Origin of the sequence: Microbacterium sp. Ld4 (genome assembly GCF_045066555.1) — a bacterium.
Classification (GTDB): domain Bacteria; phylum Actinomycetota; class Actinomycetes; order Actinomycetales; family Microbacteriaceae; genus Microbacterium.
The window spans coordinates 333,851-355,230 of sequence record NZ_JBISHE010000009.1 but is presented as its reverse complement, the minus strand read 5'-3'; the positions used below and the strand labels follow the sequence as shown (position 1 = coordinate 355,230).

18 protein-coding genes and 1 pseudogene are annotated in these 21,380 nt (G+C 68.8%); 14 read left to right on the top strand and 5 right to left on the bottom strand.

Features of this window, described 5'->3' with window-relative positions; all coding sequences use genetic code 11:
* From ACJJV7_RS05760 to ACJJV7_RS05750, 3 genes and pseudogenes are all read left to right on the top strand, one after another.
* A pseudogene (locus ACJJV7_RS05760) lies at positions 1–303 on the top strand (hypothetical protein); the annotation flags it as partial.
* Between the two features lie 105 nt (positions 304–408).
* Positions 409–1,428 (top strand): YihY/virulence factor BrkB family protein, encoded by a 1,020-nt coding sequence (locus ACJJV7_RS05755; RefSeq protein ID WP_405372630.1) that lies wholly within the window; start codon positions 409–411, stop codon positions 1,426–1,428.
* 93 nt (positions 1,429–1,521) lie between these two features.
* Positions 1,522–4,017, top strand: a complete 2,496-nt coding sequence (locus ACJJV7_RS05750) for a glycogen/starch/alpha-glucan phosphorylase (protein WP_405372631.1) — start codon at positions 1,522–1,524, stop codon at positions 4,015–4,017.
* Between the two features lie 10 nt (positions 4,018–4,027).
* On the opposite strand, the gene ACJJV7_RS05745 is transcribed toward ACJJV7_RS05750, so the two are convergent.
* Complete coding sequence (locus ACJJV7_RS05745) at positions 4,028–4,762, bottom strand: glutamine amidotransferase (RefSeq protein WP_405372632.1); 735 nt, start codon at positions 4,760–4,762, stop codon at positions 4,028–4,030.
* A 103-nt stretch (positions 4,763–4,865) separates the two neighbouring features.
* Here ACJJV7_RS05745 and ACJJV7_RS05740 point away from each other — a divergent pair, with 103 nt between their 5' ends.
* Together ACJJV7_RS05740 and ACJJV7_RS05735 are read left to right on the top strand one after the other, a co-directional pair.
* Positions 4,866–5,111, top strand: coding sequence for a response regulator (locus ACJJV7_RS05740; RefSeq protein WP_405372633.1), 246 nt, complete (start codon positions 4,866–4,868; stop codon positions 5,109–5,111).
* Entirely contained in the window at positions 5,101–5,733 is a 633-nt protein-coding gene (locus ACJJV7_RS05735) for a CYTH domain-containing protein (RefSeq protein ID WP_405372634.1), read from the top strand. The genes ACJJV7_RS05740 and ACJJV7_RS05735 overlap by 11 nt, the downstream gene beginning before the upstream one ends.
* 105 nt (positions 5,734–5,838) lie before the next feature.
* Here the strand turns inward: ACJJV7_RS05735 and lpdA are convergent, their stop codons facing one another.
* Together lpdA and ACJJV7_RS05725 are read right to left on the bottom strand one after the other, a co-directional pair.
* The gene (gene lpdA, locus ACJJV7_RS05730; protein WP_405372635.1) at positions 5,839–7,239 is read right to left on the bottom strand and encodes a dihydrolipoyl dehydrogenase; all 1,401 of its coding nucleotides are present in this window, start codon (positions 7,237–7,239) and stop codon (positions 5,839–5,841) included.
* Positions 7,240–7,266: 27 nt separating this feature from the next.
* On the bottom strand, positions 7,267–7,830 hold the full coding sequence (locus ACJJV7_RS05725) for a copper resistance protein CopC (RefSeq protein ID WP_405372636.1): 564 nt from the start codon (positions 7,828–7,830) through the stop codon (positions 7,267–7,269).
* 240 nt (positions 7,831–8,070) lie between these two features.
* Between ACJJV7_RS05725 and ACJJV7_RS05720 the strand changes: the two genes are divergently transcribed.
* The 3 genes from ACJJV7_RS05720 (at position 8,071) to ACJJV7_RS05710 (ending at position 9,879) form a co-directional block, all read left to right on the top strand.
* A complete protein-coding gene (locus ACJJV7_RS05720; RefSeq protein WP_405372637.1) occupies positions 8,071–8,559 on the top strand; it encodes an FHA domain-containing protein in 489 nt (162 codons plus the stop codon).
* 44 nt (positions 8,560–8,603) lie between these two features.
* A complete protein-coding gene (locus tag ACJJV7_RS05715; RefSeq protein WP_405372965.1) occupies positions 8,604–9,236 on the top strand; it encodes a MerR family transcriptional regulator in 633 nt (210 codons plus the stop codon).
* Between the two features lie 97 nt (positions 9,237–9,333).
* Positions 9,334–9,879: a MerR family transcriptional regulator gene (locus tag ACJJV7_RS05710; protein ID WP_405372638.1), complete on the top strand. Its 546-nt coding sequence runs from the start codon at positions 9,334–9,336 to the stop codon at positions 9,877–9,879.
* Positions 9,880–9,972: 93 nt separating this feature from the next.
* On the opposite strand, the gene ACJJV7_RS05705 is transcribed toward ACJJV7_RS05710, so the two are convergent.
* Positions 9,973–10,785, bottom strand: coding sequence for a ParA family protein (locus tag ACJJV7_RS05705; protein ID WP_405372639.1), 813 nt, complete (start codon positions 10,783–10,785; stop codon positions 9,973–9,975).
* Positions 10,786–10,885: 100 nt separating this feature from the next.
* On the opposite strand from ACJJV7_RS05705, the gene ACJJV7_RS05700 reads away from it, so the two are divergent.
* Genes ACJJV7_RS05700 through ACJJV7_RS05690 form a run of 3 tightly spaced genes read left to right on the top strand, consistent with a single transcriptional unit; the run spans position 10,886 to position 16,328 of the window.
* Positions 10,886–14,293 (top strand): pyruvate carboxylase, encoded by a 3,408-nt coding sequence (locus ACJJV7_RS05700; RefSeq protein WP_405372640.1) that lies wholly within the window; start codon positions 10,886–10,888, stop codon positions 14,291–14,293.
* A 51-nt stretch (positions 14,294–14,344) separates the two neighbouring features.
* Positions 14,345–15,838: a MinD/ParA family protein gene (locus ACJJV7_RS05695; RefSeq protein ID WP_405372641.1), complete on the top strand. Its 1,494-nt coding sequence runs from the start codon at positions 14,345–14,347 to the stop codon at positions 15,836–15,838.
* A gap of 1 nt (position 15,839) precedes the next feature.
* Positions 15,840–16,328, top strand: coding sequence for a peptide deformylase (locus ACJJV7_RS05690; protein WP_405372642.1), 489 nt, complete (start codon positions 15,840–15,842; stop codon positions 16,326–16,328).
* A gap of 55 nt (positions 16,329–16,383) precedes the next feature.
* Here the strand turns inward: ACJJV7_RS05690 and ACJJV7_RS05685 are convergent, their stop codons facing one another.
* A complete protein-coding gene (locus ACJJV7_RS05685; protein WP_405372643.1) occupies positions 16,384–18,219 on the bottom strand; it encodes an AMP-dependent synthetase/ligase in 1,836 nt (611 codons plus the stop codon).
* A 144-nt stretch (positions 18,220–18,363) separates the two neighbouring features.
* Between ACJJV7_RS05685 and ACJJV7_RS05680 the strand changes: the two genes are divergently transcribed.
* Genes ACJJV7_RS05680 through ACJJV7_RS05670 form a run of 3 tightly spaced genes read left to right on the top strand, consistent with a single transcriptional unit; the run spans position 18,364 to position 21,366 of the window.
* Positions 18,364–19,299, top strand: a complete 936-nt coding sequence (locus tag ACJJV7_RS05680) for an ROK family glucokinase (protein WP_405372644.1) — start codon at positions 18,364–18,366, stop codon at positions 19,297–19,299.
* Between the two features lies 1 nt (position 19,300).
* A complete protein-coding gene (locus tag ACJJV7_RS05675; protein ID WP_405372645.1) occupies positions 19,301–19,990 on the top strand; it encodes a lysophospholipid acyltransferase family protein in 690 nt (229 codons plus the stop codon).
* Positions 19,991–20,037: 47 nt separating this feature from the next.
* Positions 20,038–21,366: a class II 3-deoxy-7-phosphoheptulonate synthase gene (locus tag ACJJV7_RS05670; RefSeq protein ID WP_405372646.1), complete on the top strand. Its 1,329-nt coding sequence runs from the start codon at positions 20,038–20,040 to the stop codon at positions 21,364–21,366.
* The last annotated feature ends 14 nt before the right edge of the window (positions 21,367–21,380 follow it).

The following is a 21,380-nucleotide window of genomic DNA, read 5'->3' as shown; positions in this document are numbered from 1 at the left end:
CGGGATGATCGCTGTCGCCGTCCTCTGGTACGCGATCTCGATGAACCCGCGGATGATCCTGCAGCTCGTTCCCCTGGCGCTTCTCGCCCTGATCGTCGGTGTCGCCTACCGGCGCGTGCGCGCGTCGTCCTCATCGGCACCGTCGCGGGGTTCGTCCTCGGTGGGCTGTACGGCCTCATGCTCGTCGCGGGCCGGCGGGCGTCGGCATCCACCTCCCTCCCGTTCGGACCGTGGATGCTGGTCGGTGCGTGGTTCGGGATCCTCGCCGGTCCGGCGCTCGCCACCGGCATCCCCTCGCTCTGACACGATCCGGGCGCGATGGCAAGGGCGCCCGCGGCGGCCGGTGCGCTGGATACCATTGGCGCTCGACGCGAGGCCGACGCCCGGCACCGACACGGAAGCGACGGCATGGACGACACGACGAAGAAGACCCCCCTCTTGGCACGCGTCATCGCGTGGGCGCTGACGCTCCGGCTCGTCCGCTCCTACCTGCGGTACTCCGAGCGTCGCGGACCGATGCTGGCCGACAGCATCACCTACCGCACCCTCTTCAGCGTCTTCGCCGGGGTGCTGCTCGGCTTCTCGATCGCGGCGCTCTGGCTCGCGGGTAACCCGCAGGCCTGGGATGCGCTCATCGACGCCGTCGACAACGTGATCCCCGGCCTCCTCGGCAAGGGCCGTCTCATCGACCCCGACCAGCTGACGCAGCCGATCGCGCTCTCGTTCGCCGGCCTCGTCTCGGCGATCGGTCTCATCGTCGCAGCCATCGGCGCGATCGCGTCGCTCCGGACGGCCATCCGGCTCATCGCGGACAAGGTCCACGACGACACCTTCTTCCTCCTTGTGATGGTGCGGAACCTCCTCCTCGCGATCCTCATCGGCGTGGGGCTCGCCGCCGCGGCGGCCGCGACGATCGTCGGCACCGCGGGGATCGGGCTCGTCAGCGACATCACCGGCCTCCCCGAGGACAGCCCGCTGCTGCGCGTCGGCAGCGCCGCCGTCGGGGTCGTGATCACCTTCATCCTCGACACCGCGATCGTCGCGCTGCTGTTCCGGGCCCTCTCCGGAATCCGCCCGCCCGCGCGCGTGCTGTGGGCCGGAGCCCTCCTGGGTGGCATCGGCCTCACGGTGCTGCAGCAGCTGTCGAGCCTGTTCGTCGGGGGAGCGACCTCGAATCCGCTGCTGGCCTCGTTCGCGACCCTGATCGCCCTTCTGCTGTGGATCAACCTCTCCGCGCAGGTCATCCTCATCGCGTCCTCGTACATCGTGACCGGCACGCAGGAGAGTCACGACCGCGTCCGCAGCGTCCACGGGGCGAAGGATCTCTTCGAGCGGCGCGTGCAGACGGCGGAGGACCAGGTCCAGGCCGCCACCGACGAGCTCCGCGCCGCGCGCGACGCGCTCGCCGAGCAGCGGAAGCCGAGCTGACCGGGTCCGCCCGCGTTCCGATCATGTGAACACCGGCCGGGTGTCTCCCCGGTGCGCGCGCGCGCCCTCGCTGCGGTGTGTACGGTCTAACTCGTGAAGAACCCCCGTACCCCTTCGCGTCCGTCGGCCAGCCACGTCCTCGCGCTCGCCCCCGTCACCGCGCCGCAGATCACCGTCGATGCCTTCGTGGAGCAGTTCCTCCGCAACCTGAACAACGGCCGCGGCGTCGCGCTGTCGACCTCGGCGCCGAACGACCGGTACTTCGCCCTCGCCGCGACCGTGCGCGACTACCTCATGGCCCGGTGGCTCGAGGACGTGCGCCACCAGCGCACCGTGCAGGCGAAGGGAGTGGCGTACCTCTCGGCCGAGTACCTCCTCGGCCGTCAGCTCGACAACAACCTCCTCGCCACGGGCCTCACCGACATCGCGGGGGAGGCGCTCGCCGCCTGCGGGATCGACATCGAAGAGGTGCGCGCGCAGGAGATCGAGCCGGGCCTCGGCAACGGCGGACTCGGGCGACTGGCCGCGTGCTTCATCGACTCGCTCGCCACGATGGGCGTGCCGAACATCGGCTACGGCATCCGGTACGAGTACGGCATCTTCCGGCAGACCTTCGTCGACGGCGAGCAGGTCGAGCAGGCCGACTCCTGGCTCGCGCTCGGCTCGCCCTGGGAGTTCCCGCACCCAGAGGCGGCGCAAACCGTCTCGTTCGGCGGTCACACCGAGACGTGGGACGACGCCGGTGTCAGCCGGACGCGCTGGGTTCCGGCATGGAACGTGCGCGCGATCCCGCACAACTACATGGTCCCGGGTTACCACAACGGGCGGGTCAACACGCTCCGGCTGTGGAGCGCACAGGCCACCGAGGGCTTCGATCTCCGCGTGTTCAACGCGGGCGACTACCAGGAGGCCGTCCGCGCGCAGACGTACGCCGAGAACATCTCCAAGGTCCTCTACCCCGAGGACTCCACGCCCCAGGGCAAGGAGCTGCGCCTCCAGCAGCAGTACTTCTTCGTCGCGGCATCCCTCAGCGATTTCGTGAACTCGACGCTGCCGGCCGACTTCGACATCACCCGGCTCCCCGAGCGGGTCATCTTCCAGCTCAACGACACGCACCCCGTGATCGGTGTCCCCGAACTGATGCGGATGCTGGTCGACGAGAAGCACCTCGAATGGGATGCCGCGTGGGCGATCACCCGCGAATGCTTCGCTTACACGTGCCACACCCTGTTGCCTGAAGCGCTCGAGGTGTGGTCGTCCGACCTTCTCGGCCGGCTCCTGCCCCGCCACCTCGAGATCATCTACCGGATCAACGAGGAGTTCCTCGCCGAGGTCCGGGAGCGCTTCGGCGACGATGAGGAGCGCGTGCGCCGGATGTCGATCGTCGCCCCAGACGGCGCGGTCCGGATGGCTTTCCTCGCGACCGTGGCTGGCTCGAAGGTCAACGGCGTCGCCGAGCTGCACTCCCAGCTGCTCCGCGAGAAGGTGCTGCCGGACTTCGACGAGTTCTACCCCGGCAAGTTCACCAACGTGACCAACGGCGTGACCCCGCGTCGCTTCGTGCGCCTGGCCAACCCGGGGCTGTCGCGCCTCATCACCGATTCGATCGGACCGGGATGGCTGACCGATCTGGAACGCCTCCGGGAGCTCGAGCCGCTTGCCGACGACGCCGAGTTCCGGCGCGAGTTCGCGGCGGTCAAGTCCGCCAACAAGCGCATCCTGGCCAAGACGCTGCAGGCGCGCGACGGCCTCACCGTGCGAGACGACCACATGCTCGACGTGATGGTCAAGCGCCTCCACGAGTACAAGCGCCAGACGCTGAAGCTCCTGCACATCGTCAGCCAGTACGAGGCGATCGTGTCGGGGCGCGTCGCCGTCGACGACGTCACCGCCCGCACCTTCGTATTCGGCGCCAAGGCGGCGCCCGGGTACGCGATGGCCAAGCGCATCATCCATCTGATCAACGCCGTCGGGGAGGTCGTCAACAATGACCCCCGCGTCGAGGGGCGCCTGGCCGTGCTGTTCCCGCCGAACTACAACGTGACGCTGGCGGAGCGTGTCGTCCCGGCCGCGGACCTGTCCGAGCAGATCTCCCTCGCCGGCAAGGAGGCGTCGGGCACCGGCAACATGAAGTTCGCGCTCAACGGGGCGCTCACGATCGGCACCGATGACGGCGCCAACGTCGAGATCCGCGAGCTCGTGGGCGATGAGAACTTCTTCCTGTTCGGCATGACCGAGCCGGAGGTCGCCGCTCTCGCCGATCGGGGCTACCACCCCATCGATGCGGTACGCGCCGACGACGACCTCGCCCGCGCGCTCGACCTGATCGGTTCGGGGGCGTTCTCGGGTGGCGACGGTTCCGTGTTCGAGCCGGTGGTGACGGGGCTCCTGCACCACGATCCGTTCATGGCCCTCGCCGACTACACCTCCTACGTGGCCGCCCAGCAGCGGGTGGACGCGCTGTACGCCGACCAGGAGGCGTGGACCCGTGCCGCGATCCTCAACGTCGCGCGGACGGGGTTCTTCTCATCCGACCGGTCGATGCGCGACTACATCGACCGGATCTGGCACACGCCGCCGATCCAGTGAGCGGCCCTGCTCAGCGCGCGTACCGCTCGACGAAGGCCCGGAGGATCGTGGCCGTCTCGGTCACCGACGTCCGGTTCACCGCGGCGACCACGTCGCCCAGTTCGGTCGGGTCGAAGTAGCCGTAGTCCTGGTAGGCGTGGATCCGGGTCAGGATGCCGCCGAGATCGAGCTCGGGGTGGAACTGGGTCGCGTAGACGTTCGCGCCGACGCGGAACATCTGCACCGGGCACGCACGGGACGATGCCAGCAGCACCGCGTTCGGTGGGAGGGCGCTGATCGCCTCCTTGTGGCCGACGAAGGCGGCGAAGGCGTCGGGAAGGTCGCGCAGCAGCGGGTCGCGGCGTCCGTCCTCCGTGAGGCGTACGTCGGCGACGCTGATCGGTTCGCCGTAGGTCCGGTCGATCCGCGCGCCCTGGTGGGCCCCCACTGTGCCGATGCCGTAGCAGGCGCCGAGGAAGGGGAAGTCGCGGCGGACGACCTCATCGAGGAGACCGCTGAACTCGACTTCGACCCGCCGCTGAGTCGCCGACTTCTTCGCCTCCGGGTCGGAGGCGTTGAACGGACCGCCGCCGACGAAGATGCCCGAGATGTCCGACAGGTCGAGATCCGGCATCCGCTCCCGTTCGAGCCGAACGCGACGGAGATCGCGTTCCTCGAGGCCGGAATGCCGGAGGAACAGGGCGTACTCCTCGTCGGCGGGGACGTCTTCCGCGCGCGTGGCGAGAAGGACGAACGGACGGGGCATCCCCACAGGCTACGCCGGGCGGGGTACCACTCCGCACCGCGCCGTGCAACCGTGCGGGCGCGGTGCGCGGGCACGGATAGGGTCGGCAAAGGAGGTTTCACACATGGCTATTGCACGACTTCACGGCGGTCCCCTCGACGGACAGGTCATTCCCCTCGAGGAAGACGCATCCGATCAGCTGATCCTGCCGTACAGCGAGACGCAGGTCGTCTACGAGCGCGCCGGCGCCGACCAGAACACCGGAGACGACGACGGTCCCACGTCGACGGACTTCCACTTCGCCGCCGCGCAGGGGGACATCGACCCCTCCGCCGACGAGCGCGACGACCGCGTCAACCTTGACGACTGAGCCGGAGCACTCGCTCGAGGTAGAACGCACCTACGACGTCGACGCCGAGACGCCGCTGCCCGACTGGGCTCGGCTTCCCGGCGTCGTCGCCGTTGATGCCCCCGAGCCACGCTCCCTCGACGCGCAGTACCTCGACACGGCCGACCTCGCCCTCGGACGAGCGCGCGTCGCCCTTCGTCGGCGCACGGGCGGGCCCGATGAGGGCTGGCACATCAAGCGCGTCACGGACGCCGGCAAAGCCGAGTCGCGATGGCCGCTCGACACTCCGGATGCCGACGGCGCGAGCCCGGTCCCCGAAGCGATCGTCGCGGCTCTCGCCGACCTCGCCGCCACTCCGTTCGAGCCGCTCGCGCGGATCCGCAACTCCCGCACGGCGTATGCGCTGCGGGATGCCGCGGGTCAGCTCGTCGCGGAGTTCGTCGATGACCGGGTCACCGCGACCGATGAGCGCGCCGGGCGCGTGTCCTCGTGGCGGGAGTGGGAGCTCGAACTCGGTCCGGCGGCACCGTCCGGTGACGACGAGCGTCATGCGCTCTTCGAGGCTGCCGACCTGCTGGTCGCCGAGGTCGGTGGCCGCCCCGCGGCATCCGAGTCGAAGCTCGGTCGCACGCTCGGCCTCTGACAGCCGGAGAAACCACTGACGCCGCCCCCGGCTTCGTTGGGGCGGCGTCAGTCGTGGCGATCAGGCTAACCGAAACGTATTCGTCTCGATAGGCCCGGTGTCGCGTCAGAGGTTGATCATGTGACCCGCGAGCCCGTGGAACGCCTCCTGCAGGCCCTCCGACAGCGTCGGGTGGGTGTGGACGTTGCGCGCTGCTTCGAGCGCGGTCAGGTCCCACTTCTGGGCCAGCGTCAGCTCCGGGAGAAGCTCCGAGACGTCGGGGCCGATGAGGTGGCCACCCAGGAGCTCGAGGTGCTCGGCGTCGGCGATGAGCTTGACGAAACCGACCGGCTCACCGAGCCCGTTCGCCTTGCCGTTGGCCGAGAACGGGAACTTCGCGACCTTGATGTCGTGGCCGGCGTCGCGTGCCTGCTGCTCGGTGAGACCGAAGGAGGCGACCTGCGGCGAGCAGAAGGTCGCCCGGGGCATGTTGCGGTAGTCGCCCAGCGTCTGCGTCTCGGCACCGCCGATCGTCTCCGCCGCGACGACGCCCTGAGCTTCTGCCACGTGGGCGAGCTGCAGCTTCGCGGTCACGTCACCGATGGCGTAGATGCCCTCGACGTTCGTGCGCATGTGGTCGTCGATGTCGATCGCGCCGCGCTCGGTGAGCTTCACGCCGGTGTTCTCCAACCCGAAGCCGTCGACACGGGGAGCGAAGCCGATCGACATGAGGACCTTGCCGGTCTCGATCGTCTTCTTCTCGCCGTCGGCGTTGGCCGAGTACGTGACGGTGACCTTGTCGCCGGAGTCCTCGATCTTCTCGACCTTGGTGGAGGTGAGGATCTCGATGCCGTACTTCTTGTACTGCTTCTGGATCTCCTTCGAGACCTCGACGTCCTCGTTCGGCAGCGCACGGTCGAGGAATTCGATGATCGTCACCTTGACGCCGTAGTTCGACATGATGAAGCCGAACTCCATGCCGATCGCGCCCGCGCCCACGATGACGAGCGAGTCGGGGAGCTCGCGCGTGAGGATGTGCTCCTCGTACGTGACGACGTTGTCGCTCAGCTCGACGCCGGGAAGGAGACGCACGGTCGATCCCGTGGCGATGATGACGTTGTCGAACGTCACGGTCTCCTGCGAACCGTCGGTCTTGGTGACCTGGATGGACTTGCCGTCCACGAAGGAGCCGCGCCCCTCGTATTCGGTGACCTTGTTCTTCTTCATCAAGAAGTGGATGCCCTTGACGTGCGTGTCGGCGACCTTGCGGCTGCGGTCGAACGCCGTGCCGAAGTCGAAGTGCACGTCGCCGCTGATCCCGAAGAGATCGGCCTTGTGCTTGAAGGTGTGGGCCAGGTCCGCGTTCTTCAGAAGCGCCTTCGAAGGGATGCAGCCGACGTTGAGGCAGACTCCGCCCCAGTACTTCTCTTCGATGATCGCGACGGACTGTCCGAGCTGGGCAGCGCGGACCGCCGCGACATACCCGCCGGGGCCGGCGCCGAGGATGACGACGTTGTAATGAGGCATGGATTCAGCCTAACGCTCCGGCGTGCCTCACTGCCGCGTGGCGCCGCGTCGTCCGCGGCTGATCGCCACGGCGATCACGATGCCGACGGCGAGGAAGAGGACGCCGCCGCCGACGGCGTACGGAACGGCGTTGAAGCCCTCCGACGAACCCTCCGCCTGCTCGCCGATACTCTCGCCGCAGTCGTCTGCAGCGGCTGCGGCTCCGGCCTCACCGACCGAGAACGTGAAGTCGTCCGAGATGGGGTGTCCATCGGATGACACGGTCCGCCACTGCACGAGCACGGCGCCCTCGACGGTGCCGCTGATCGCCTGGGTGATCTCGACCCCGTCCACGACGGGCTCGCCCTCGGCGATCGACGCGCAGTTCTGATCGAAGACGGCGATCTCCGTGGTGCCCTCTTCCGTGAGCGGGGCATCGCTGAACGTCAGCGTGATGGTCTGGGGCGTCTCGCCGAGGACCTCGTCCGCGGCAGGATCCGAGCTGACCAGCTCGTCGTGGGCGACCGCGGGGGAGGCCGGAGCGAGCAGAAGCAGTGAGAGTGCGAGGCCGGCGAGAGTCATCCCCGCGCGGGAGCGTGTGACGGTAGGCATGTGACGAACGTAGGCGCGTGCCGCCGCGGGCGACTGGGCCTGTCGGGGCTCGTCGGTGGGCGCTACCATGTGCGTCTGCGGCCCCGCTCTTGTCTCGCAGGGGGTCGGTGCGAGAGGGTACGTAAGAGACTTTTCTGTGCGTGCCCGACGTCACAGCAAGATGCAGAACGAACCGCCCCCACCCCGCTGCCGTCTCTTCGGCGAGCGGGGGATCGGTTAGTCTGGAACCAGGAGGACATCGTGGACGACACCAACCGGCCCGGCGGCGATATTCATCGCGACGCCGAGACCTCGGCGCAGCCGCGACTCGTCGACGCCACCCAGACCTTCGGGCATGACTCGGACCTCTCGTTCGTGCCGTTCGGGAGCGAACTGACGGCGGCGGAGGTCGAGGCGATCAACGCTCTTCCTGCGCGCGCCGCTCTGCTCATCGTCCGGTCGGGTCCGACCGCGGGCGCCCGCTACCTTCTCGACACGGACGTGACGACCGTCGGTCGCCACCCCGAGGCCGACATCTTCTTCGACGACGTGACGGTGTCTCGTCGTCACGCGGAGATCACGCGCACCGGTTCGGTCTTCGAATTGATCGATCAGCGCTCGCTCAACGGCACCTACGTCAACGGGGAGCGCGTCGACCGTGCCGCCCTCATCGACGGCGCTGAGGTCCGCGTGGGCAAGTTCCGACTCAACTTCTTCGTCGCGCCGGCAGAGCGGGCGATCAGCGCGTGAGCCCGGCCACTGCACCCCGAGGACGTCCAGCGTCCACGGGGTCGCTGAGTATCGGGCAGGTGCTGGCCCGGCTGAGCCCCGAGTTTCCCGCGCTCACAGCGAGCAAGCTCCGCTTCCTCGAAGTCCAGGGCATCGTCACGCCCGTGCGCACCGACTCGGGGTATCGCAAGTTCTCGTCTTCCGACGTCGAGCGACTGCGCACCGCGCTCACGATGCAGCGCGACTACGGCATCCCACTCGCCCGCATCCGTGAGTACCTCGAGGAACGCGGCGACGCCGACGCGTCCCAGGCGCCGGCCTCGATCGTGCAGGCGGCGCGCCGCTATCGCCGTGAGGACCTGATCTCCGCCGCGGGCGCGAGTGTCGGTCTCCTCAACGATGCGGTCACTGCCGGGCTCATCGTCCCCGCCGACACGTACGACGAGCGAACGCTGTCGCTTCTCCGGTCCATGGTCGCGCTCGAGGCCCACGGCATCCAGCCGCGGCACATCCGCAGCGTACGACAGACCGCGGAACGCGAGGTCTCCCTCATCGAGAGTGCGATCGCACCGCTGCTGCGTCGCACGGATTCATCGTCACGTGCGCGCGCGAACGAGCTCGGCCCCGAGCTCGCCCGTCGGATCGACGAGATCCGCGACGTCTACATCCAAGCCGCGCTCGAGCGGCTCACGCCCTGAGTCCGGCGACGACACGCCGACGCCTCGGAGCGGATGTCGTTGCCGGGTGCCCCTCGCTCATCTAGCGTGGAAGAACCGAAACCTGCAGGAGGTCCCGATGAATGCGCATGATGCGCTGGGCGACCAGAAGTTCTCGACGGAGCTTCTGTTCACCGACGGGCTTCCGGCGATGGACGACGAGGTCGGCTACCGTGGCGCCGTCGCGGCTCGCGCCGCCGGCATCACCTACCGTCAGCTCGACTACTGGGCCCGCACGGAGCTCGTGCAGCCCACCGTCCGTGGCGCATCGGGCTCGGGAACGCAGCGTCTCTACGGGTTCCGCGACATCCTCGTTCTCAAGCTGGTGAAGCGCCTCCTCGACACGGGGATCTCGCTGCAGCAGATCCGCACCGCCGTCGATCAGCTCCGGGCTGCCGGCATCCGCGATCTCGCCGGCACGACGCTCATGAGCGACGGCGCTTCGGTGTACCTGTGCACGTCCAACGACGAGGTCATCGACCTCGTCAGCCGCGGTCAGGGTGTCTTCGGCATCGCCGTCGGCAAGGTCCTCCGCGAGGTGGAGACCACGCTGGTCGAGTTCGACCCGCAGACCATCGACCCGGTCGATGAGCTCGCCGCGCGTCGCGCCGTGAAGAGCGCCTGACCCGACCACAGGCTGCACGAGGCAGCATCCGTTCGACTCCCGATGGTCGGCGCGCGTGTCGCGCGGTCTCCGACGGGGGCTGACCGCCCGGATTCAGGCGGGGGAGGCGGCGCCGGAGACGGGAATCCGGCCCGTGCGGACCACGCGGTCGAGCAGCGAGTCGAAGTCGGCGGCGAGCTCCTGAGCGGAGTCTCCCGGCCAGATGTGCAACGGCTTCGCCGCGCCCTGGGCCTGCTGGAGCGAGGTTCGCTCAGGCAGCTGCGGCGTCAGGACCAGCGGGCCGAACATGTCACGGAGTTCCTTGATGCGGAACTGGTGCTCGATCGACTGCGGGCGGACGCGGTTGACGACGATGCCGAGCGGCTGCAGGCGAGGGGAGAGACCGCGGCGGATCTCCTCGATCGCGCGGAGGGCCCGGTCTGCGGCGGCGACGGAGAAGAGGCCGGGCTCGGTGATGACGATGACCCGATCGGATGCCGCCCACGCGGTGCGCGTCAACGCGTTCAGCGAGGGGGCGCAGTCGATCAGGACGAGGTCGTAGTCGGCCTCGATGGTGGCGAGGGCCTCCTCGAGCTTCCACACGTCGCGGACGCTCGGGTGCGGGCCGTCGAAGTTGATGGCCGACGGGCTGCCGATCATGACGTCGATCGTGCCGGGATGCACTTTGGCCCAGCCGCTGGAGGTGATCGCCTGACGGACGACCTTCTCCTTGGGGTTGGCGAGCACGTCTGCGACGTTCAGCCGGCCGGCCACCTGGATGTCCATGCCGGTCGAGACGTCGGATTGAGGGTCGAGGTCGACGACGAGAGTCCGCACCCCACGTGCGAACGCCGCCGAGGCGAGGCCGAGGGTCACGGTGGTCTTGCCGACGCCACCCTTGAGGGAGCTGACGGAGAGTACGTGCACGGTCGTCTACGTTACCGTCCCCTAGGCTGTGAGGGTACTCAGCACGAACGACGGCGATCCCCGCAGCCGTCGCGTCCCTGCCCCCCGTTGAGGTGAGAGCATGTTTCGCAAAATCCTGGTTGCCAACCGTGGTGAGATCGCCATCCGAGCGTTTCGAGCCGCGTACGAATTGGGTGCGCGAACCGTCGCGGTCTATCCCTACGAGGACCGGTACTCGCTCCACCGTCTGAAAGCCGATGAGGCGTACCAGATCGGCGACGAGGGCCACCCGGTGCGGGCGTACCTCGACGTCGACGAGATCGTGCGCGTCGCGAGGGAGAGCGGCGCCGACGCCATCTACCCCGGCTACGGATTCCTGTCGGAGAACCCCGACCTCGCCGCGAAGGCGGCAGAGAACGGGATCGCCTTCATCGGCCCCGCCGCCCGCGTGCTCGAGATGGCGGGCAACAAGGTGACGGCGAAGCGGCATGCGGTCGCGGCGGGTGTGCCCGTCCTCCGCTCGACCGAGGCGTCCGACGACGTCGACGCCCTGGTCGCGCAGGCCGACGACATCGGGTTCCCCATCTTCGTCAAGGCCGTCGCCGGTGGCGGTGGTCGCGGTATGCGCCGCGTCGAGAACAAGGACGGACTCCCGCCCGCTCTCGCCGAGGCCATGCGCGAAGCCGGCAGCGCGTTCGGCGACGCGCGCGTCTTCCTCGAGCAGGCCGTCCAGCGGCCGCGCCACATCGAGGTGCAGATCCTCGCCGACAAGGGCGGGCACACCGTCCATCTCTTCGAGCGGGACTGCTCGGTTCAGCGGCGGCACCAGAAGGTGGTGGAGATCGCGCCGGCCCCGAACCTCGACGACGACGTCCGCCGGTCTCTTCACTCCTACGCGATCGCCTTCGCGAAGTCCATCGACTACGAGAACGCCGGCACGGTCGAGTTCCTGCTCGAGACCGCCGGGCCACGCGCCGGTGAGGTCGTCTTCATCGAGATGAACCCCCGTATCCAGGTCGAGCACACGGTGACGGAGGAGGTCACCGATGTCGACCTCGTCCAGTCGCAGATGCGTATCGCCGCGGGAGAGAGCCTCGATGACCTCGGTCTCCAGCAAGAAGACATCCAGCTGCGCGGATTCGCGCTCCAGTGCCGCATCACCACGGAAGACCCCGCCCAGGGCTTCCGCCCCGACACCGGCAAGATCACGACCTACCGGTCGCCCGGCGGAGCGGGTATCCGCCTCGACGGCGGAACGACCGCCGCCGGGTCGCAGATCAGCCCTCACTTCGACTCGATGCTGTCCAAGCTCACCTGCCGCGGGCGCGACTTCGCCTCGGCCGTCCGCCGCTCGCGCCGCGCACTCGCGGAGTTCCGCATCCGCGGCGTATCGACCAACATCCCCTTCCTCCAGCGTGTCCTCGACGACCCCGCCTTCGTGGCCGGTGATCTGAGCACCTCGTTCATCGACGAGCGACCCGAGCTGGTCCACGGCCGCGAATCGAAGGACCGCGGGTCGAAGATCGTCTCGTGGCTCGCCGACGTGACGGTGAACCGGCCCAACGGAGACAGCCCCGTTCACACCGACCCGGGATCGAAGCTGCCGCGCATCGATCTCTCGGGCGAGCCCCGCCCCGGATCCCGTCAGCGTCTCCTCGAACTCGGGCCCCAGCGTTTCGCCGAGGCACTCCGCGCTCAGACGGCCCTCGCGGTGACGGAGACGACGTTCAGAGACGCGCATCAGTCCCTTCTCGCCACCCGCGTGCGCACCCGCGACCTCGTCCGCGTCGCCCCGTACGTGTCTCGGCTGACTCCCGAGCTCCTCTCCGTGGAGGCATGGGGCGGCGCCACCTACGACGTCGCGCTGCGCTTCCTCGGCGAGGACCCGTGGGAGCGGCTCGACGCGCTCCGAGACGCTTTGCCCAACGTCGCCATCCAGATGCTCCTCCGTGGACGGAACACGGTCGGGTACACGCCGTACCCGACGAAAGTCACCGATGCGTTCGTCGCCGAGGCAGCGGCATCCGGTGTCGACATCTTCCGGATCTTCGACGCTCTCAACGACGTGGCGCAGATGCGTCCGGCCATCGAGGCGGTCCTCGCGACCGACAGCGCCGTCGCCGAGGCCGCCATCTGCTACACCGGCAACCTCCTCGACCCGGGTGAGGACCTCTACACGCTCGACTACTACCTCCGCCTCGCCGAACAGGTCGTCGATGCGGGCGCCCACATCCTGGCGATCAAGGACATGGCCGGACTGCTGCGCCCCGCGGCCGCTGCGCGCCTCGTGACGGCCCTCCGTGAGCGTTTCGACCTTCCGGTGCACGTCCACACGCACGACACGGCAGGCGGTCAGCTCGCGACGCTGCTCGCCGCCAGCGCCGCGGGCGCGGACGCCGTCGACGCCGCCGCCGCGCCGATGTCGGGCACGACGAGCCAGCCCTCGCTCTCTGCGCTGGTCGCCGCCCTCGCCGACACCGACCGCGACACCGGTCTCGACCTGCCGTCGGTCTCGGACCTCGAGCCGTACTGGGAAGCGGTACGCAACCTCTACGCGCCGTTCGAGTCGGGTCTTCCCGGCCCCACCGGACGCGTGTACCACCACGAGATCCCGGGCGGGCAGCTCTCCAACCTGCGCCAGCAGGCGATCGCGCTCGGGCTGGCCGAGGACTTCGAACTCATCGAGGACATGTACGCCGCCTCGAACAAGATCCTCGGGCGCGTGCCGAAGGTCACTCCGTCGTCGAAGGTGGTCGGTGACCTCGCCCTCCACCTGGCTGCGGTCAAGGCCGACCCGGCCGACTTCGAGGCTCATCCGGAGAAGTACGACGTCCCCGATTCGGTCGTCGGATTCATGGCGGGCGAGCTCGGCGACCTGCCGGGCGGATGGCCCGAGCCGTTCCGCACGAAGGTCCTGGCCGGGCGAACGGTGAGACTCGGGGAGACCGAGATCTCGGACGACGACGCCGAGGCGTTGGCGGGCGATTCGGCCACCCGACGCGAGAAGCTCAACCGGCTGCTCTTCCCGGCGCCCACGAAGGCTTTCCACGAGGTCCGCGACACCTACGGGGATCTGAGCGTCCTGGACACGATCGACTATCTCTACGGGCTCGTCCCCGGCCAGGAGCACGTGGTCGAGATCGAACGCGGCGTCCAGCTGTACGTGGGCCTCGAGGCCATCGGCGAGGTCGACGACAAAGGCATGCGCACGGTCATGGCGACCCTGAACGGCCAGCTGCGTCCCGTCGCGGTCCGCGACCAGAAGGTCACGGTCGAGGCGCGCGAAGCCGAGAAGGCCGACACGTCGAAGCCCGGTCAGGTCGCAGCACCGTTCTCGGGCGTCGTGACGCTGAAGGCGGAGGAGGGCGCGAAGGTCCAGGCCGGTCAGCCGGTCGCCTCCATCGAGGCCATGAAGATGGAAGCGGCCATCACCGCTCCCGTCGACGGCACCGTGGAACGTCTCGTCGTGCCGAGTCCCGTGCAGGTCGAGGCAGGCGATCTTTTGCTGGTGATCCGCCCCGCCGAGTAACCTGGTCAGTCGGGCGTTTCCGCCCCAGACACACCAGGAGTGATCGCCCGTATGCGTGACCGCGAGAACGAGACGTCGGATGACGTCGACAACGGCGTGCTCGCGAGCACGGACAACCTCGAGACCACCGGCATCGGGATCATCCCGGGGTCGACCGCTCAGATCGAGGTGGCTCTGCCGCCGCTCCACGACGGCGATGACGACGACTTCGTCGAGGACGACGTCGTCGACGCCACGAAATCGTCGGACCACGCGGAGCGCGCCCAGGAGCACGAGGACGTCGAGGAGCGCGAGGGCGTCGCCCCCCACGCGGCCGAGTCCGCCGGAGACGAGGGGGTCGTCGACGCCGACGTCGTCGACGCGCACGACGAGCCCGCCGCCGATGAGGCCGTCGCCCTGGACCACGCCTCGCTCGAGTCGTCGACGCCGCAGCCGATGCCGGATGCCGTGACCACAGGCGTCGCCCTGACGGGCACGACGCGCCGCGCCCTCCACCACACCGGTGCCATCGACAAGCGCACCCTCGAGCGGGTCCGGCCGGGACGCGGCGAGGAGGACCCTCTCCAGTCGCGGCGTCTCACTCAGCTCGGCGCCGATCGTGAGAGCGCGGATCTGCTGACGACCGACCGCCTCGTCGACCGCTCGCGCGTTGCCGACCCCGAGCCGGAGGGCGCCTGGCAGCGCTTCATCTACCGGGCGACGGCGCGCCGCGTGAACCTCGGCGACAGCCCCCGGGCGCGCGCGGCCCGTGAGCTCGATCATCGGATCGCCGCACCGCTCACCGGAGGCGCGAAGTTCGTCCCGGTGCTCTCGCGCAAGGGTGGGGTCGGCAAGACGAGCGTCACCACGCTCCTCGGTATGGCCCTGGCCGACGCCCGCGAGGACCGCGTCATCGCGATCGACGCCAACCCCGATCGCGGCACCCTGGCGGAGCGGATCGGTCGCGCGAGCGGCAAGACGGTCCGCGACCTCGTCCGGAACCGCGAGGACATCACCGGGTTCAACGATCTCTCGGCCATCGTGTCGCGCGACGAGACCCGGCTCGACATCCTCGCCTCGGATGCCGACCCTCACCTCTCCGAAGCGTTCAGCGACCGCGACTATCTCGATGTCGCCTCCGTGGCGGCGCACTACTACTCGATCGTGCTCACCGACACGGGAACGGGGATCGTCCATTCCGTCATGGACGCGACGCTGGAGCTCTCCGATCAACTCATCGTCGTCGCGGGGCGGAGCGTCGATGAGGCGCGTCTCGCGTCCGAGACACTCACGTGGCTCGAGATGAACGGGTTCGCCGACCAGGTGCGGAGCGCCGTGGTCGTGCTCAACACCTCGAGGCCGGGGGCGAGCCTGGTCAAGCCGAGCGAGCTCGAAGCCCACTTCCGGTCTCGTGTCCGCGCCGTCGTCAGCCTGCCCTACGACGCCCACATCGCGACCGGCGGCGCCGTTTCGTTCCGGCACCTCGATCCCGCGACGCGCCACGCCGCCCGTGAGCTGGCCGCGCTCGTGGTCGAGGGGCTCCGCACCCCCGCAGGAGGTCAGTGAGATGACGGCGCGTCCTATCCGGATCTTCGGAGACCCGGTTCTCCGTGCCGTGTGCGATCCCGTGACCGAGATCGACGACGGCGTTCGAGGGCTCGTGCAGGACCTTCTCGACTCGGTCGCTCTGCCCGGCCGCGCCGGAGTCGCCGCTCCGCAGATCGGAGTCGCCGCACGCGCGTTCAGCTACAACGTCGACGGTGAGATCGGCTACGTCCTCAACCCTGTGCTCGAGGTGGCGGGCGACCCCGTTCCCATGGGGGAGGGATGCCTGTCGGTGCCGGGTCTCTGGCACGACGCGATACGGCATCCGTGGGCGCGTGTCACCGGCATCGATCTGGACGGCGAAGAGGTGGTCCTGGAGGGGGAGGGTCTCATGGCCCAGGCACTCCAGCACGAGTGCGACCACCTCGACGGGATGCTTTATCTGCAGCGGCTGCCCGCGGACGTGCGTCGCGTGGCGATGCGCGAAGTGCGCGAGTCCGACTGGTTCTGACGGTCGCATGAAGAAAGGCCCGGTTCGCACCGGGCCTTTCTTCATGCGGAGGGTGTCACTGGCCGAGCGAGATGTTCGTCGTCGTCACGGGAGCCGTGTAGAGCTCGTCGATGTCTGCGGCGAAGTCCTCGAGGATGACGTTTCGCTTGATGCTCATCTTCGGGGTGAGGTGGCCCGACGCTTCGGTCCATTCGGTGTCGAGCAGCACGAACTTCCGGACGGATTCCGCCCGCGAGACGTTCTTGTTCGCGCGGTCGACTGCGCTCTGCACCTCGGCGAGGACCTTGGGATTCGCGATGGCGTCGGACATGGGGAGGTCTGCCGGCAGACCGTTGTTCCCGAGCCAGGTCGGGAGCATCTCTTTGTCGAGCGTGATCAGCGCCGCGATGAAGGGCTTCTGGTCGCCCACGACGAGCACCTGGCCGACGATCGGGTTCGCGCGGATCGGGTCCTCGAGTGCGGCGGGGGCGACGTTCTTCCCGCCCGCGGTCACGATGATCTCCTTCTTGCGCCCGGTGATGGTGAGGTATCCCTCGGCGTCGAACGAACCGATGTCTCCGGTGCGGAACCAGCCGTCGTCGAATGCGGCTGCGGTCGCTTCGGGGTTGCGCCAGTACTCCTTGAAGACGTTGACCCCGCGGACCTCGATCTCGCCGTCGTCGGCGAGCCGGACGCCGACGCCCGGGAGCGCCGGGCCGACCGTGCCGATCTTGGACTTCGTCGCGAGGTTCACCGTCGCGGGGGCGGTGGTCTCGGTGAGCCCGTAGCCCTCGAGGATGTGCACGCCGAGGCTGTGGAAGAAGTGGCCCAGGCGCGGCCCGAGCGGCGCGGATCCGGAGACCGCGAACGTCACCCGGCCGCCCATGGCCGTCCGGAGCTTGCTGTAGACGAGTCGGTCGAAGAGCGCGAACTTCACCTTCATGGCGAGCGGGATCTTCTCGCCGTCCTGCAGACGCCGGGAGTGCTCGATCGCGACGGCTGCCGCCGCGCGGAAGATCTTGCCTTTGCCTCCTGCCTCGGCTTTCTGCTCCGCGGAGTTGTAGACCTTCTCGAACACGCGGGGGACCGCCAGCAGGTAGGTGGGCCCGAAGGAGCCGAGACTCGCAAGGAGCTTCGTGGTGTCGGGCTCGTGGCCCGTCTTGACTCCTGCGTGCACGTTCAGCAGCGAGATGAACCGCGCGAAGACGTGCGCGGCAGGAAGGAACAGGAGCGTGGACGCCCCTTCCACCTCGACGACCTCGTGCAGCGCCTTCGCGGAGTTGCGGGAGAGTTCGACGAAATTGCTGTGCGTGAGCACGCAGCCCTTGGGCCGCCCGGTCGAGCCGGAGGTATAGATGAGCGTGGCGATGTCGTCGGCGTTCGCGAGTGTGCGCCGACGCTCGACCTCGGCGTCGGTGACCGCGACGCCGAGGGTGCGCAACGAGTCCAGGTCGCCGGACTCCATCGTCCAGACCTCGCGGAGAAGAGGGACGTCGTCCCTGATCTCGGCGATCCGCTCGGCGTGGCGCTGTGCCTCCGCGATGATCGCGATCGCGCCCGAGTCGGAGAGGATCCAGCTGATCTGCGACGCCGAACTCGTCTCGTAGACGGGGACCATGACGGCTCCCGCGAAGAACAGTGCGAAGTCGACCAGCGTCCAGTCGTAGGTGGTGCGCGCGATGAACGCGACTTTGTCACCGGGCTCGATGCCCGAGGCGATGAGGCCCTTGGCGAGGGCGACGACCTCCCGGTGGAATTCGGCCGCGGTGACGTCACGCCACGCGCCGTTGTCGGGGACCGAGAACAGGGCGCGCGACGGGCTCGCCTTCACCCGCTCGATCAGCAGGTCTGACGTGTTCGCAGTCGGGTCTGCGGGAACGATCGCGGGGACGTCGAAGAGGACGGCGCTCATGGCAACTCCTTTGGTACCGGGTGGCGTCGGGTCGGTGCGATCGAGTCTATGGCACGGGCCCTCCGATCCCATGGCCTGCAAGGGCACGCGCGGCCGCACTAGACTCTCGGATGCCGTGCGAACGCGCGGCCGGAGGGGAGTGGCGTGCTCAACGTCGGCATCGACATCGGTGGAACCAAGATCGCCGGTGGCGTCGTGGATGAGGACGGCACGATCCTCGAGCGGCGTCGTGTCCCCACCCCGACCGAGCCGCCCGCTCTGGCCGACGCCGTCGCCGAGATGGTGCGTGACCTGGTCGCATCGCACGAGGTCCACGCCGTCGGCGTGGCGGCCGCGGGGTTCATCGACGTCACGCGCTCGGTCATCCTCCACGCTCCGAACATCGACTGGGTCGACGAGCCGCTGCGCACCGAACTCGAAGGCCGCATCGGCCGGCCGGTGACGCTCGAGAACGATGCGAACGCCGCTGGATGGGGCGAGTTCCGATTCGGCGCCGGTCGCGACGTGCGCGACATGGTGATGCTGACCCTCGGCACCGGAGTGGGCGGCGCGGCGATCATCGGTGGCGAACTGCTGGTCGGCGGAAACGGCATCGCCGGTGAACTCGGACACATCCGGTTCGAGCGCGGCGGGCGGCCCTGCGGCTGCGGCCAGCGCGGATGCCTCGAGCAGTACGCCTCCGGTCGGGCGCTTCAGCGCGAGGCCGGCGACATCGCGGCATCCGGCGAGCTCGGCGCCGCTCTTGCGGCCGCGCGCTCCGAGGACGGCATCGTTCCCGCGGCGGCCATGGCAGAACTCATCGCCGCGGGCGATCCGGGTGCGCTCGAAGCCGTCCATCGTGTCGCCACCGCCCTGGGCGAAGCGTGCGGGGGATTCCAGGCGGTGCTCGATCCCGAGCTGTTCGTCATCGGCGGCGGGGTCGCAGATCTCGGCGAGCGACTCCTCCACCCGGTCCGGGAGGCCTACGCGACCGCCCTCCCCGGATACGGAGAGCGCCCCATCGCGTCGTTCGCCATCGCCACGCTCGGCAACGACGCGGGACTCATCGGCGTCGCCGACCTCGCGGGCGGGCGCGTGTGAGATGGTCTACTGGATCCTGAAGTACCTCATCATCGGGCCCGTCGCGAAGGCGATCTTCCGGCCCTGGATCGTGGGGCGCAACAACATTCCGTCCTCCGGTGCGGCGATCCTCGCCAGCAACCACCTCTCGGTCAGCGACTCCGTCTTCTTGCCGCTGATGATCGATCGGCAGATGTCGTTCCTCGCGAAGAGCGACTACTTCACCGGCAAAGGCCTGCGCGGCTGGGCCACCCGCATCTTCATGAAGGGCACCGGCCAGATCGCCATCGACCGAACGGGCGGCAAGGCGTCGGAGGCATCGCTCAACACCGGGCTGCAAGTCCTCGGCCGGGGTGATCTGCTCGGCATCTACCCCGAGGGCACCCGGAGCCCCGACGGCAAGCTCTACCGCGGCCGCACCGGTCTTGCCCGCATGGCACTCGAGGCCAAGGTTCCGGTGATCCCCGTGGTCATGATCGGCACCGACGAGGTCATGCCCATCGGGCGTTCGATCCCTCGCGTCGGACGCGTGGGCATGGTCATCGGGGAGCCGCTCGACTTCAGCCGCTTCCACGGCATGGAGTCCGACCGTTTCGTGCTGCGCTCGGTGACCGACGAGATCATGGTCGCCCTTCAGCGCATGGGGGAGCAGCAGTACGACGACGTCTACGCGACCACCGTCAAGCACCGGCAGGCCGCCGCGCAGTCCTGAGGCGTCACACGCGCGGGCCCGACCCCGAGCGCCACTAGAATCGAGGGATGCCCACCTCTCTCGACCACTGGCGCACGCTCCCGATCAAGCAGCAGCCACTGTGGACGGATCGGGATGCCGTCGCCGCGGTGTCCGCCGAGATCGCCACGCTTCCGCCCCTCGTCTTCGCCGGCGAGGTCGACAACCTCCGGGCGCGGCTCGCACACGCGGCATCCGGCAAGGCGTTCCTCCTCCAGGGAGGTGACTGCGCCGAGACGTTCGCCGGTGCCACCGCCGAGCAGATCCGCAACCGGATCAAGACGGTGCTGCAGATGGCGGTCGTCCTCACGTACGGGGCATCCATGCCGGTCGTGAAGATGGGACGCATGGCCGGGCAGTTCGCCAAGCCCCGCTCAAGCGACACCGAGACCCGTGGCGATGTCACCCTGCCCGCGTACCGCGGCGACATCGTCAACGGCTACGACTTCACGGAGGCGTCGCGGACGCCCGATCCCGCCCGTCTGCTGAAGGGCTACCACACGGCGGCATCGACGCTCAATCTGATCCGCGCCTTCACGCAGGGGGGCTTCGCCGACCTGCGCGAGGTCCACAGCTGGAACCAGGGCTTCGCGAAGAACCCCGCGAACCAGCGCTACGAGCGCCTCGCCGGCGAGATCGACCGCGCCATCAAGTTCATGGAGGCGGCGGGAGCCAACTTCGACGAGCTTCGCGGCGTCGAGTTCTACACGGGCCACGAAGGCCTCCTCATGGATTACGAGCACCCCATGACGCGCATCGACTCGCGGACGCACACGCCGTACAACACGTCGGCGCATTTCCTGTGGATCGGGGAGCGCACACGCGAGCTCGATGGTGCCCATGTGGACTACTTCTCGAAGATCCGCAACCCGATCGGCGTGAAGCTGGGCCCGACCACGTCTCCCGACACCGCGCTCGCGCTCATCGACAAACTCGATCCCGAGCGCGAGCCCGGTCGGCTGACCTTCATCACCCGCATGGGTGCGGGGAAGATCCGTGACGCCCTGCCGCCCCTGCTCGAGGCGGTGAAGGATTCGGGTGCCACGCCGCTCTGGGTGACCGACCCGATGCACGGAAACGGCATCACGACTCCGACCGGCTACAAGACCCGTCGTTTCGACGACGTGGTCGACGAGGTGCGCGGATTCTTCGAGGCACACCGCGCGGTCGGGACCTTCCCCGGCGGCATCCATGTCGAGCTCACCGGCGACGACGTCACCGAGTGCCTCGGCGGTTCCGAGATGATCGATGAGGCCTCGCTCGCGACCCGCTACGAGTCGCTGTGCGACCCGCGCCTGAACCACATGCAGAGCCTCGAGCTCGCCTTCCTCGTGGCCGAGGAGCTCGAGAAGCGCTGAATCCGGATCGTCGG